The organism is Kribbella sindirgiensis, from assembly GCF_004331435.1.
GTDB lineage: Bacteria > Actinomycetota > Actinomycetes > Propionibacteriales > Kribbellaceae > Kribbella > Kribbella sindirgiensis.
On the sequence record NZ_SJKA01000002.1, the window covers coordinates 723,353 to 736,481 of the forward strand.

Annotated in this window: 10 protein-coding genes; 4 read left to right on the plus strand and 6 right to left on the minus strand. The window is 68.7% G+C overall.

Features of this window, described 5'->3' with window-relative positions; all coding sequences use genetic code 11:
• The first annotated feature begins 52 nt into the window (after positions 1–52).
• Both E0H50_RS08140 and E0H50_RS08145 read left to right on the plus strand, forming a co-directional pair.
• Entirely contained in the window at positions 53–814 is a 762-nt protein-coding gene (locus E0H50_RS08140) for an MBL fold metallo-hydrolase (RefSeq protein ID WP_131285966.1), read from the plus strand.
• 112 nt (positions 815–926) lie between these two features.
• Positions 927–1,397 carry a lamin tail domain-containing protein gene (locus E0H50_RS08145; RefSeq protein ID WP_131285967.1) on the plus strand — a complete coding sequence of 157 codons (471 nt, stop codon included), beginning with the start codon at positions 927–929 and terminating at the stop codon, positions 1,395–1,397.
• On the opposite strand, the gene E0H50_RS08150 is transcribed toward E0H50_RS08145, so the two are convergent.
• Positions 1,394–2,254, minus strand: a complete 861-nt coding sequence (locus tag E0H50_RS08150) for an MOSC domain-containing protein (RefSeq protein ID WP_131285968.1) — start codon at positions 2,252–2,254, stop codon at positions 1,394–1,396. The genes E0H50_RS08145 and E0H50_RS08150 overlap by 4 nt on opposite strands.
• 56 nt (positions 2,255–2,310) lie before the next feature.
• Here E0H50_RS08150 and E0H50_RS08155 point away from each other — a divergent pair, with 56 nt between their 5' ends.
• Positions 2,311–2,844 (plus strand): helix-turn-helix domain-containing protein, encoded by a 534-nt coding sequence (locus tag E0H50_RS08155; protein WP_165547031.1) that lies wholly within the window; start codon positions 2,311–2,313, stop codon positions 2,842–2,844.
• Here the strand turns inward: E0H50_RS08155 and E0H50_RS08160 are convergent.
• Complete coding sequence (locus E0H50_RS08160) at positions 2,807–3,613, minus strand: spermidine synthase (RefSeq protein WP_131285970.1); 807 nt, start codon at positions 3,611–3,613, stop codon at positions 2,807–2,809. The two genes, E0H50_RS08155 and E0H50_RS08160, sit on opposite strands and share 38 nt — an antisense overlap.
• Positions 3,614–3,629: 16 nt before the next feature.
• A complete protein-coding gene (locus tag E0H50_RS08165; RefSeq protein WP_131285971.1) occupies positions 3,630–4,757 on the minus strand; it encodes a glycerophosphodiester phosphodiesterase in 1,128 nt (375 codons plus the stop codon).
• Between the two features lie 193 nt (positions 4,758–4,950).
• Between E0H50_RS08165 and E0H50_RS08170 the strand changes: the two genes are divergently transcribed.
• Positions 4,951–5,943: a malate dehydrogenase gene (locus E0H50_RS08170; protein WP_131285972.1), complete on the plus strand. Its 993-nt coding sequence runs from the start codon at positions 4,951–4,953 to the stop codon at positions 5,941–5,943.
• A 44-nt stretch (positions 5,944–5,987) separates the two neighbouring features.
• On the opposite strand, the gene E0H50_RS08175 is transcribed toward E0H50_RS08170, so the two are convergent.
• From E0H50_RS08175 to E0H50_RS08185, 3 genes are all read right to left on the minus strand, one after another.
• A complete protein-coding gene (locus tag E0H50_RS08175) occupies positions 5,988–6,257 on the minus strand; it encodes a hypothetical protein (RefSeq protein ID WP_131285973.1) in 270 nt (89 codons plus the stop codon).
• 147 nt (positions 6,258–6,404) lie between these two features.
• On the minus strand, positions 6,405–9,641 hold the full coding sequence (locus E0H50_RS08180; protein WP_131285974.1) for a S8 family serine peptidase: 3,237 nt from the start codon (positions 9,639–9,641) through the stop codon (positions 6,405–6,407).
• Positions 9,642–9,711: 70 nt separating this feature from the next.
• A complete protein-coding gene (locus E0H50_RS08185; protein WP_165547032.1) occupies positions 9,712–13,002 on the minus strand; it encodes a S8 family peptidase in 3,291 nt (1,096 codons plus the stop codon).
• Between the last annotated feature and the right edge of the window lie 127 nt (positions 13,003–13,129).

The following is a 13,129-nucleotide window of genomic DNA, read 5'->3' on the forward strand; positions in this document are numbered from 1 at the left end:
GTGACTCGCGGGCCAATGGCGAGACGGTTCGCCAGGCCGGAGGATCGTGGTCATGAAGATCACGCACATCGGCGGCCCGACCGCCGTCCTGGACCTCGGCGGCCTGACGTTCCTGACCGACCCGGCGTTCGACGAGCCCCGCGACTACCAGCTCCCGGGCCGGGTGATGACCAAGCTGACCGGCCCGGCGATCCCGGCCGCGGAGCTCGGCCCGATCGACGTCGCCCTGGTCTCGCACGACGAGCACAAGGACAACCTGGACGATGTCGGCCGCGCACTCCTCCCGTCCATCCCGACCGTCCTCTCCACCCCCGGCGCGGCCGACCGCATTCCTGGGGTTCGCGGGCTGAAGAACTGGGAGTCGATCGACCTGCCCCGGCCGGACGGCGGCGTGATCACGGTGACCGGCGTACCGGCGTTGCACGGCCCGGAAGGCGCCGAGGCGGTGCTCGGCGTCGTCACCGGATTCGTCCTCCAGGGCGACGGACTGCCGACCGTCTACGTCTCCGGCGACAACGCGTCGCTCGGCCTGGTGAAGGAGATCGCCGATCGGTTCGCGCCGATCGACGTCGCGGTCCTGTTCGCCGGAGCGGCGCGCACAACTCTGCTCGACGGCGCCAACCTGACCCTCACGTCGACGGACGCGGTCGAGGCCGCGCGGATCCTCGACGGGGCGGCGATCGTCCCGGTGCACACCGAGGGCTGGACCCACTTCAGCGAGGGCCCGGAGCAGTTCGTCGCTGCGTTCCGTGACGCCGGCCTGGAGGATCGCGTCGCGCTGCTCGAGCACGGTGTCGCGACGAGCCTTGATTGAGGGCTTGACGAGCACGGAGCGTGACGGATAGCGTGCGACCGCCGGGGGGAACCGGCAGTTCGCATTCATCGGGCCGGGGGGACATCGGCCCACTGCCAAGGGGGACATTCCTGTGTTCGCACGACGCTTCCGCACGCTCTTTTCCGCTGCGACGGCCGCGGTGGTGCTGGCCGGTACGGCGGCTCTCGCACCACTGCCGGCCGACGCGGCGATCACCGTCGTCCTGAGCGGCATCCAGTACGACCCACCCGGGGCCGACACCCGCACCAACGCCCAATTGAACAACGAGTTCTTCACGGTCCGGAACATCAGTTCGCGCCCGATCAACCTGTCCGGGTTCCGGGTACTGGACGCGGCCAACCACCTGTTCGTGTTCCCGCGCGGCTACGTACTCCCGGGCCGCTCGACGGTGATCGTCCGCACCGGCAAGAACCGGAACCGCGCACTCACCCTGTACTGGAACCAGAGCTGGTACATCTGGAACAACACCGGCGACACCGCCCGCTTCCAGACCCCGGCCGGCAAGACCTTCGACACCTGCACCTACAAGGCCGTCACCGGCCGTTACCGCGTCGGCTGCTAACTGCGGGTTGCGGGGGCGGGGTCGGCGTCGTCCGGGATCCATTCGTGGACGGTGATCTCGTCACCGACGGTGATGTTGCCGGGGGCAAGTACTGCGCCTTTGACGCCGAAGCTCACGCCGCCGCCGTAGGCGGGCTCACGACGGTACGTCGCCAACGTCCGGGTCGGTTCCGGCCCGGACTTGGTGCCGGTCGCCTGGTCGACGGTCGGCACCGCGCAGCGGATCCCGCGCGCGGAGTACCCGATCTCCACCGCACCGGCGGTCATCCGGAGCACCTTGTCCTCGGTGTGCGGCTCGTCCCAACCGGAGATGACGAGGTTGGGCCGGAAGCGGTTCATCGGGATCGCGTCGGCGCCGCGCTCGAGGATGCGCGCGTTCAGCCCGTCGAGTGACGCCTGCGACGTGATCATCAACGCGTGCGCGTCGCCGAATCCGGTCAGCCCGCGATGCGCGCCCCACCCCGGTCGCTCGTGCTCGGGCGTCACGCGGACGAGAGCCGCCGGCGCCCCGAGGCGCGCGGTGAACCACTCGTCCGCGGCCGGGTCCTGCACCACGCCCTGCCCGAACCATTTCTCGAACAGGCTGACGTCACGCCGCTTCCCGTCGTACCTGATCTCGACCTCGAGGTCTGGGGCGCCTGGCGCGGACAACTGGAGCGCGTCACCCGCCAACGCCGCACGCAAGGTGGCCATCGCGGGCAGCTTGCGCTGGCTGAGGAACGTCCCGTCCGGCTGGACCAGCATGAACAGCCGGTCGTTCAGCAACCCGGTCGGGCCGACCTCGGCGGTCTCGGTGGGGATCCCGGCGAGGCCTTTCACCGGGTAGTAGGCCAGGGCGGCAACCTTCGCGACAGACACAGCCCAAGCGTAACCGGCCTTGCCCTGTTGAAACGTGTTGAGTTATGTTTGATCACGTGCAGGATGTCGAAACCTTCGCCGCCGCGTTGCAACGGGTACGTCGGCACGCGGGCCTGAGCTACCGCCAACTCGCGGACCGTGCGCACTACTCGCATCCGCACCTGATCCGCGCGACCAGCGGCAAGCACCTGCCGGCCTGGGAGGTCGCCGCCGCCTACCTGACCGGCTGCGGAGTCCCGGCAGATCTGATGCCGCTCTGGCACCGGCGGTGGGAAGAGGCGAGCCGCGATCCGCGCGACATCGTCAGCCTGCTGGAGAGCGCGGAAAACCTGCAGGACCTGGGAGCCGCAGTCGCTGCGCTCGCGCGACCGCGTTCGCTGCGGGCGCTGGAGCAGGAGACCGGGATCCCCCGGGCGACGATCCAGGCCTGGTTCCAGGGCACCCGCCGCCCCGGCCCGGACCGCCTCGACCAACTGGTCCGCGCGATCGGAGCAACCCCCGCCCAACGCACAGCCGTCGCCGCCACCGTCCACCGACTGAGCGCCGAGCAGGTCAGCTCCGGAAGACTGAGGCCGGTGCGCGCGGCGTGAGGTAGCCCTCCGCGTCGGTCAGTGGTGCCGCCTTGCCCGCGAGCTCCTGCAACGGCATCACGTCGTACGGCGGTTGCGCCCGCCGACCCGCGTCCACCAGATCGGGCACCGGCTGCCGCGACGCGACCATGATGACGTTCCCGAATCCCTTGCCCCGCAGGATCTTCCGCTCGGCGAGCACAACCCCCGCCCCGATCGAGTCCGCAACGGTCGCCGCCGTACGCCGGATGAACGGCAGCCCGGCCTTCCCGTCGATCAGGTTCGCGATCAGCACCCCGGTCGGCCGCAGTACCCGCGCGCACTCCGCGAAGAACTCGGCCGTCACCAGGTTCGCCGGGACCGCCTCGTGCTCGAACGCGTCCAGGATCACCAGATCCATCGAGTCGTCGTACAACTCGGTGATCCCGGCCCGCCCACTCACCGGCCGGACCTTGATCCCGGACCGTTTCGGCAACGGCAGCGCCTCGCGGACGAACTCGGTCAGGTCCTCGTCCGGTTCGAGCACGATCTGCCGCGACCGCGGCCGCGTCACGGCGACGTACCGCGGCAGACTCAGCGCGGCGCCGCCGACGTGCACCACCGCGACCGGCTGACGCCGTGGCGCGACCGCGTCCACGACGTCGCCGATCCGGCGCATGTACTCGAAGGACAGGTGGCCCGGGTCCGCCAGATCGACCTGTGACTGCGGCGATCCGTCGACCCGCAGCACGAAGGTCCCGTCGGCTTGCGCCTCGACCGCGGCGAGCCCGGAGGCAGTCCTACGTTCCACCTGCCCATCTTGTCAGCTACTTGGCTTCGCGTTCTTCCGCGACCGCGATGTCGGTGTTGTCGGTGAACAGCCCGTCGATCCCGGCCTTGCGGTACGCCGCGATCTCGCCGAACAGGTTGCCCGAGTCCGACGCCACCGCGGAGCTGTCGAAGTCGGCCGGGAGGAAGCTGTTCTCGACCCGGAACGTGTACGGGTGCACGACCAGCCCGGCCTTGTGCGCGTCCGCGACCAGCGCGGTCGGCTTCCCGAGCTTGCCGGTCGCGTCGAGCGGGATGACCTGGTCCTTCGACGGTCCGACACCAGCGGCGTACGTCGCGACCTCGCGCAGGCCCTTGGCGCTGACGATATCGGCGTACGTGCGCTTGTCACCGGAGACCACGAAGTCGTACGGCGCACCGCTCGCGCTGGTCAGCTGCACCAGCGGGACACGGAGCTCCTTGTGCAGCGCCTTCAGGTTCGAGACCTCGAAGGACTGGACGAACACCTTCGCTCCGGGGCGGTTCAGACCGTTGCGGTTCAGCGTCCGCACCAGCGCCGGCTCGAGCGCGAGACCCTGCTGCTGGAAGTACGTCGGGTGCTTGGTCTCCGGGTAGATCCCGATCGGCCGGCCGAGTTCCTTGGACAGCCGCTTGCTGAGGTCGATCACCTCCTGGAAGGTCGGGATCTGGTAGTGCCCGTTGAACACGGTGTTGTGCTGCCGGACCGCCGGGATCCGCTCGACCGCGCGCAGCGTCTTCAGCTCGGCCAGCGTGAAGTCCTCGGTGAACCAGCCGGTCACCGCGACGCCGTCGAGCAGCTTGGTCTTCTTGCGGTCCTTGAACTCGGGGTGGTTCGCGACGTCCGTCGTACCGCCGATCTCCGGCTCGTGCCGGGCCACCAGCACCCGGTCCTTGGTGGTGACCAGGTCCGGCTCGATGAAGTCGGCGCCCATCCGGGCGGCCAGTTCGTACGACGCCAGCGTGTGCTCGGGGCGGTACCCGGAGGCCCCGCGATGGCCGACGATGACGAAGTCGTCGTGCTTCTCCGCCTGGACCGCGCTGCCGGTGGCGGGTGCCGACTCCGGCAGGGCCTGCGGTACGACGACGGCCGCGGCCACCGCGAGGGCCGAGGCGGCGACCGGCAGCAGCCGGCTGGACAGCTTCATCCGATTCTCCTAACAAGTCAGGGGACTGGGAGTCACCTTCGGGCACCGCACCGGCCCCGCGACGTACGCCGGATGACCGTACGGTGAACGATCCATCGAGATGTGAGGTATTAGCTACTGCCCCAGCGTTGGGCAGAGACGGCTGGCTTGCTAGCGTCCGAAGCACACAAATCTGATCAGCGAGGAGCGCGTCGTGAGCACTACGCCGGTGAAGGTGGCCGTTACCGGGGCCGCAGGGAATATCGGGTACAGCCTGCTGTTCCGGATCGCGAGCGGAGCGCTGCTCGGGCCGGACACCCCGGTGGAGCTGCGGCTGCTGGAGATCACCCCGGCGCTGAAGGCGCTCGAGGGCGTCGTGATGGAGCTCGACGACAGCGCGTTCCCGACGCTGGCCGGGATCGAGATCGGCGACGACCCGAACGTCGTCTTCGACGGGGTCAACGTCGCGCTGCTGGTGGGCGCGCGGCCGCGGACCAAGGGCATGGAGCGCGGCGACCTCCTGGAGGCGAACGGCGCGATCTTCACCGTCCAGGGCAAGGCGCTGAACGACCACGCCGCCGACGACATCCGGATCACCGTCACCGGCAACCCGGCGAACACCAACGCGCTGATCGCGAAGAGCAACGCCCCCGACATCCCGGCCGAGCGGTTCTCGGCGCTGACCCGGCTCGACCACAACCGGGCGCTGGCGCAGCTGGCGAAGAAGACCGGCACGCACGTCACGGACCTGAAGAAGCTGACGATCTGGGGCAACCACTCCGCGACGCAGTACCCGGACATCTTCCACGCCGAGGTGGCCGGCAAGAACGCGGCCGAGGTCGTCAACGACCAGGCCTGGATCGAGAACGACTTCCTGCCGACCGTGCAGAAGCGCGGCGCGGCGATCATCGAGGCCCGCGGCGCGTCGTCGGCGGCCTCAGCCGCGGCCGCCACGATCGACCACACCCGCGACTGGCTGAAGGGCTCCGCCGAGGGCGACTGGCTGTCGATGGCGGTCGTCTCCGACGGTTCGTACGACGTCCCGGAGGGCCTGATCTCCTCGTTCCCGGTAACCACCAAGGACGGCAACTGGGAAATCGTCCAGGGCCTGGAGATCAACGAGTTCTCGCGCGGCAAGATCGACGCGTCGACCGCCGAGCTCGGCGAGGAGCGCGACGCCGTGAAGGACCTCGGCCTGATCGGCTGAACCGAAGAAACACAGAGGGTCACTCAGACGGCTTGAGCGAACCTTCAAGAAGAAGAGCAAAGAAGAAAGATCAAGTAAAGAAGAGATTCAGGGTGTTTGCCGGCCTCAGCGGTCAACCGTGGGTCTGCCTGGCCGCCAAAGCCAGCCACCACTGGGTTATTGGTGGTGGCTGGCTTCGCGTTGAGATCATCGGGTTCGTACGCCGGAGCGAACAGGCCGCGGGAAGCGGGGTTGGGGAGGATTTTCCACCCGATTCGGCACGTAATCCTCCCCAGATCCGGTCGTTCACCCACGACCCGGAGCTTCTTCGTCACGAACGCCGACTGTGGTACGGACCTACCCGGTGAGGTCGTGGTATCCAGGACCCCGATCTCGTTTCGATCCAGCCGACGGCAGGCCGACACCGCATTAGTCTTGTTGCCGACCGAAAGCCAGCCACCACCGGCAGCTCTTTCTTTACATCACCGCAGGTCGTAGGCGGCGATGATGGTTTGGGTGGTGGTGTTTCCCGTGGCGTCGGTGGTGGTGGCGCGTAGGGAGATGGTTTTGCCGGGTGGGGTTGGGAAGATTGCTTTGGTGCCGGTGAGTGGGGCCTGGTGCCAGGTTTTGCCGGCGTTGTCGGAGTAGTCGATCTTCAGCTTTGCCACCGCGCCGCCTTTGATCTCGTACAGCAGGACGGTGACCGGTTTGCGTTCCATCGTGTTGTTGCCGTCGAGCTCCGGGCGGAACGCTACGGTGCGGATCGGAACCGCTGCCTGGTCCGCCGACGACGTGAATGTCGCCTCCAGGTCCACCCGGGTCGAGAACGGCGAGACCGCCTGCGTACCGGTCGTGACCAGCTTGTACGTCGCCTTACCGGCCGGCTGATCCGTGACGCCGATACTCCCGAACCTGTCCGTGGACCCGATCTCGGTCCCGTCCCGGTAGAGCGTCGTACTCCCCGTCCGCGAAATGAACCCAGTGTGCCCGTCAGCATCGGTGAGACCGTACAGCGAGACGTTGAGCGCATCCGCCGACCGCGTCGCGGCGTACACCGACGGCACGAACACCGCCGCGTTCCACCGCTCCTGGTAGTACCGGCCGGCCTTGTACAGCACCGGCTTCCCCTCCAGGCTCCACTTCGGGAACGGGAGGTCCGCGCCGTCCGTGTCCTCCTCGGTCCGTCCGGCCCAGCCGTACTGCGTGTCGTCGAGGTAGTACCGGATCGTCCGCGGTACGTCGACGCGGATGACGCGGGCCCAGCCGCCGCCACCGTCCGGCATCACGGGGTGCAGCATCTTGAACACCCGGGGATCCACGGTCTTGCTGACCGTACTGTCCACCGTCGCGAGGTCGGCCTGCTTCACCTGCCGGTCGAATCCGGTGGGGAACTCGCCCGGGAAGTAGTTCGCGATCCCGTACAGGTACGGCGTGTTCGTGAACAGCCCGTCCGCGCCCGGCACACCCCACTGGGACGTGACGTGCCCGGTCAGCTCGGCCGCGGACAGCTTCGGCCCGGTGCTGTACGTGTACATCGTCCCGGACAGGAAGCCGCCCGCGGAGTAGATGTACGTGCTGTCCTTGATCTTCCGGTCGAAGCCGATGTCCGAGTTGGCCTGCTTCGCGTCCGCCTTCGGCACCGACGTGGTGACCGGCTTCGCCTTCCGCGCGTCGAGGACGACGGTCTGATCCGAGGTGAGCTTCACGCTGGGCGCGGTCAGGATGAAGAAGATCCAGTCCTCCGGTCCGCGCTCGAACTCCTGGAACTGGTCGACCATGTACTCGCCCTGCGGCAGCCTGAGGGTCACCGTCCCGGTCTCGTCCGGCGAGTACAGGTCGTGCATGTCGTTGTCGATGCCGGTCAGCGACATCGGGTAGTCCGGGTCCGGTGCGCCGTCGGGCCGGATCAGCTTGACGGTCAGGTTGTACGTCGGACCTTCCTTGTCCACACCCACCGGTACGACGACCGTCTGGCCGCCTCCCGTGGCGGTGATGCGACCGCTGAACAGCCCGTCCGCGCCACCGAGTGCCGTGTCCGACGTCGCCTGCACGGACGCCGTACCGCCGGCCGGGACGGTCACCGAGTCGGCGCTCAGCTTCAGCGCACCGGCCGGAGCCGCCGTACCGTCAGGCCCGTTCAGCACCGACGTCAGCGACAGCGTGACCGCGGTCTCGCCGAGGTTGCGGAACGTCACGTCGCGCGTCACCGGCTGGTCGTCGGAATGCGGGTACGTCGCCTTCCCGAACGACACGCTGCCGGACTCGGTGACCACGGTCTGCTTGATCGCCGTGGTCAGGTCGATCCGGCCTGCGCCCTGCTGGAACGACGTCTGGCCGGCCGCGACCTTCGCCGAACCCATCAACGCCGCCTTCACCTCGGCCGGCGTCCAGGACGGGTGCTCCTGCAGCAGAATCGCGGCAGCGCCGGCGGTGTGCGGCGTCGCCATCGACGTACCGGAGAGCCGCAGGTACTTGTCGCCAACCGGTTCACCGATCGACGAGTCCTTCGACTTCGCCGCCACGATGTCCGTACCCGGCGCGGTGACGTCCGGCTTGAGCGCGCTGTCCCCGACGCGCGGCCCGCGGCTCGAGGTCGGGTTGAGCTGGTCCTGCTTGGTCACGTTGCCGACGGTCAGCGCCGCGTCCGCGCTTCCGGGCGAGCTGATCGTCCCGTCCCCCGGACCTTCGTTGCCAGCGGCAATCACAAACAGCGTGCCGGACTGCGCGGTCAGCCGGTTCACGGCCTCCTCGACCGGGTCGAGCTCCGGCGTGTCCTGGCCGCCGATGCTGAGGTTGACGATCTTCGCCTTGACCTCGTTCGCGGCCCATTCCATACCGGCCAGGATCGCGGACTCCTCGCAGCCGTAGACCTCACAGATCTTGCCGTCGTAGATGCGCGCGTCCGGTGCAACGCCCTTGTAGCGCCCGTCCGACGCGGCGCCGGTGCCGGCGATCGTCGATGCGACGTGCGTACCGTGGCCGACCACGTCGTCCGCGGACTCCGTGGTGAAGTTCTTCTCCCCCGCGACCTGCGTCGCGAGATCCGGATGGGTCGCGTCGACACCTGAGTCGAGCACCGCGACCGACACCCCCTTGCCGGTGTACCCGGCCTGCCACGCGGCCGGTCCACCGATCTGCGGGACCGACTGGTCCAGCAGCAACTTCCGCCTGCCGTCCAGCCACAGCTTGCTGAACCCGGCCGACGACATGAACGCCTTGGCGTTGCTCTTGCTGACCTTCATCGCCGCGCCGCTGATCGACGGCAACTGCCGCGTGACCCGCGTTCCGGACGGTACGGCGCGCTTCGCGGTGCCGGCGTACGTCGTCAGCACCGGGATCGTGCTCGTCGACGCATCGTCGTACCCGTCCTTGACCAGCTGCACGACGTCGAACAGCCGGCGATCGATCCGGCCGTCCCCCACTGCCTTGTAGACGTCGGCCGGGATCACGTAGGCGTGGTCCCGGATCCGGTAGGTGTTGAAGCCGACGTGCTCCCGGCCGGCGGCGGGCTCGACCGTCGCCTTGGTGATGTCACCGCCGGCCAGCCGCACCCGGTCGCCGGTGATCAGCGTGACGCTGACGTCCTTGCCACCGGTTGCCGGCTGAGCAGCAGGTGCTACCGACGCCGCGTGCGCCGGTGTCAGCACCCCGACAGCAAGGCCCGCGACCGCCAGTACGGCGATCGCGGGCTTTCCTCTGCGCGTAGATCTCGAACTCACTGCCTCACCCCAAATGTCGGTTGTCTGCGCAACTCGTAGAACGCGACAACCGGCCCCCGGGGTTGCGTGCTCAGCCCAACCCGTACGACCTGATTACGGTCAGGTCCGTTACGTTGCCCGAACCGTCGACCAGATGCGACCGCAACGAGACCGACTGCCCGGCCGGTGTCGCGAAGATCGCCTTGTACCGGCCGTGACCGATCGGCGCGACAGCGGCGTTCTTCCAGGTCTTGCCGTCGTCGCCGGACACCTGGACCGTCAGCTTGCGGATCACCGGCAGCTGCTGCCCGGCCTGCGGGTCCACCACGACGGGCAGGACCGTGACCGGCTTGCGCTCGGCCACGTTGTGGACGTCCACCGTGGGCTGGTAGCGGATACCCAGCAGCGGCAGCCTGGTCGCCGCCGACGTGGCCGCCGAGCTGAACGTCCACCGCAGATCGGTCCGGGTGGCGAACGGGCTCTTCGACTGTGTCTGCGTCGACTCCAGCGTGTACGTCGTCTTCGCCGCGGGCAGCTCGGATGCCTCGACGTACCCGAAGAACGGCGACTCGGCGACGACCTTCCCGTCCTGGATCAGCTTGCTGGACTCGGAATCGGTGGCGATGAACCCACCGTTCCCGTCCGCGTCACCCAGGCCGTAGGCCGACAGGAACAGGAAGTTCCCTTCGCGGACCGCCGCGTCCGGCGCGATCGAGAACGCCGCCGCGTTGAATCGCTCGTCGTACGACTTGCCGGCCCGGTACTCCTTCGACGGCGACATGAGCCGGCTGATCGTCTGCGGGAACGGGTCCTCCGGGTCGGTGCTCGGGATGATCTCGTCGATCTCGGTCCGCCACGTGGCCGGCTTGGCGTCGACGTACGCCGTCAGGGTCAGCGGGGCCTTGCCGTACGTCAGCCCGACCGCCCAGCCGCCGTTCATCCCCGGCCCGCTGCCGAACACGATCCGCTCGTGCTCCCGGTCGCTCGTGGCGTTGACGGTCTGCTGGAGCGTGGCCTGCTCCTTCGCCTGCACGTTGCGCACGAACCCGGTCGGGAACACGCCCGGGAACGTGTTGACCTGACCGACGACGTACGGCGAATTGCTGAACGAGCCGTCGGCGTCCGGCTTCGCCCACTGCGACGCGACATGGCCGGTGAACTGCTCCTGCGGCAACACCGACGATCCCACCTGCGCGGAGTAGATCGCCCCGAATCCGAACGACAGGTTGGCGGAGCTCAGTCCGTACCGGCCGTCCGCGGACGTCCGGTCGAATCCGACGTCGGCGAGCGCGGCCTCCGCGCCTGGCTGCGGCACGGTCACCTTCACCGGCTTCGTCGTCCGCGCGTCGAACACCACCGTGGTGTCCTCGGCGAGCTTGATCGACGGCTGCACGAGCCCGTAGCTGGCGAAGCTGCCGTCCGCCTGCTCGACGAACTGACTGCTCTGCACCAGGTACTCGCCCTTCAGCAGGCGCGTCGTCAGCGAGTCGGTTCCGTCGCCGAGGAACTGGAACAGGCTCCGGTCCATCGCGAACAGCACGCCGTCGAACTGGGCCGGCTTTCCGTCCGCACCGATCGCCTTCAGGGTGAGGTTGTAGCTCTCCTTCTCCTTGTTCACACCGATCGCCGACGTGACGCTGACGTCGCCCGCGCCCGCGGTGAGGCGGCCGGAGTACGTGCCGTCCGGGCCGTCGTGCTTGGTGTTCGAGGTCGCCTGGACGGTGGCGGTGCCGCCCGCCGGGACCGTGACTGTGGTTGCACTCAGCTTGAGCGCGTCCGCCGGAGCAGCGCTGCCGTCCGGTCCGGTCAACGTCGCGGCCAGGTTGAGCGTCACCGCCTGGTCGCCGAGGTTGCGGTACGTCACGGCCTTGGTGACGGGTACGTCGTCGTCGTGCGGCCAGACCGCCGTACCGAACGAGACGTTGCCGGGCTCGGCGATCACGGTCTGTTTGATGCCCTTGGCAACATCCACCCGGCCGGCGCCCTGCTCGAACGCGGTCTGCTCCGCGGCCGGCTTGGCCGAACCCATCAGCGCGCCCTTGAGCTCGGCGGCCTTCCAGTTCGGGTGTTCCTGCGCGAGGATCGCGGCCGATCCGACCACGTGCGGCGTCGCCATCGACGTACCGTCGAGGCGCAGGTAGTCCTCGCCGACGGGTTCGCCGATGATCGAGTCCTTCGCCTTCGCGGCGACGATCGAGACACCGGGGGCGCTGATGTCCGGCTTCACGGCCCCGTCGCCGACCCGCGGGCCGCGGCTGGAGAAGTCGGCCAGCTGGTTCTGCTTGTCGACCGCGCCGACGGTGAGCGCGGCGTCCGCGCTGCCCGGCGAGCCGATGGTCTGCTCACCCGGGCCCTCGTTGCCGGCGGCGATCACGAACAGGGTGCCGGTCTGCGCGGTCAGCCGGTTCACCGCCTCCTCGAGCGGGTCGATCCCCGGTGTGTCGGTGCCGCCGAGGCTCAGGTTGACGACCTTGGCCTTCACCTCGGTCGCGGCCCATTCCATCCCGGCCAGGATCGCGGAGTCTGGGCAGCTGCCGAAGTCGTCACAGACCTTGCCGTCGTACAGGCGGGCGTCCGGCGCCACGCCCTTGTACTTGCCGCTCGACGCGGCCGCCGTACCGGCGATCGTCGAGGCGACGTGCGTACCGTGACCGAAGTGGTCGCCGTCGGGCGAGTCGGTGAAGTTCTTGCCGCCGGCCACCTGGGTGGCGAGGTCGGGGTGCGTCTTGTCGATCCCGGTGTCGAGGACCGCGACCGGGATCCCCTTGCCGGTGTAGCCCGCCTGCCACGCGGTCGGCGCGCCGATCTGCGGGACCGAATGGTCCAGCGTGACCTTGCGCTTGCCGTCGAGCCAGATCTTGTCGATCCCGGCCCCGTCCAGCACCTTGGAGTCCTTCGTGACCTTCAGCGCAGCGCCGTTGATGACGGGCAACTGCCGCGAGACGGTCGCTCCCGGAATCGCCGCGCGCTTCTGCGCCTTGCCGGTGTACGTGACGATCAGCGGCAGCGTGTCCCTCGAGTTGGCCCCGTACCCGTCCTTGATCAGCGCTGTCACGTCGAACAGGCGGCGGTCGAGCTTGCCGCCGGCCAGGCGCGCGCTGACGTCGGACGGTACGACGTACAGGTGGTCCTTCAGCCGGTACGAGCTGAACGCGACGCCGGTCCGGCCGTTACCGGGCCGAATCGTGGCGCGCGCCGGGTCTCCACCGCGCAGGGTGACCCGGTCGCCGGTGATCAGCGTGACGCTCTGGTCCTTCCCCTGCGCGGGGGCTGGTTGGGCTTGGGGGCCGGCCAGTGCCTGGCCCGGGGCAGCGAGCCCGAAGGCAGCGATCAAGGCGACGGCGGCAACGCCGATGCGCCTCGATCGTGGTGTGGATACCACGATGAGTCCCTCCCGATCGGTTGTCCTCACAGCGGGCCGCACCAGACCGCTCACAGAGCGGAGCCGTGCGACCACTCACCGATAGATGTCCGGACTCTATCGAGTGGTTGCCAGAACCACCTGCCAC

Bases quoted from the DNA above. Each gene is read 5' to 3' on its own strand.
- E0H50_RS08140 (WP_131285966.1), top strand. From the start codon at position 53: ATGAAGATCACGCACATCGGCGGCCCGACCGCCGTCCTGGACCTCGGC.
- E0H50_RS08165 (WP_131285971.1), bottom strand. From the start codon at position 4,757: ATGAAGCTGTCCAGCCGGCTGCTGCCGGTCGCCGCCTCGGCCCTCGCG.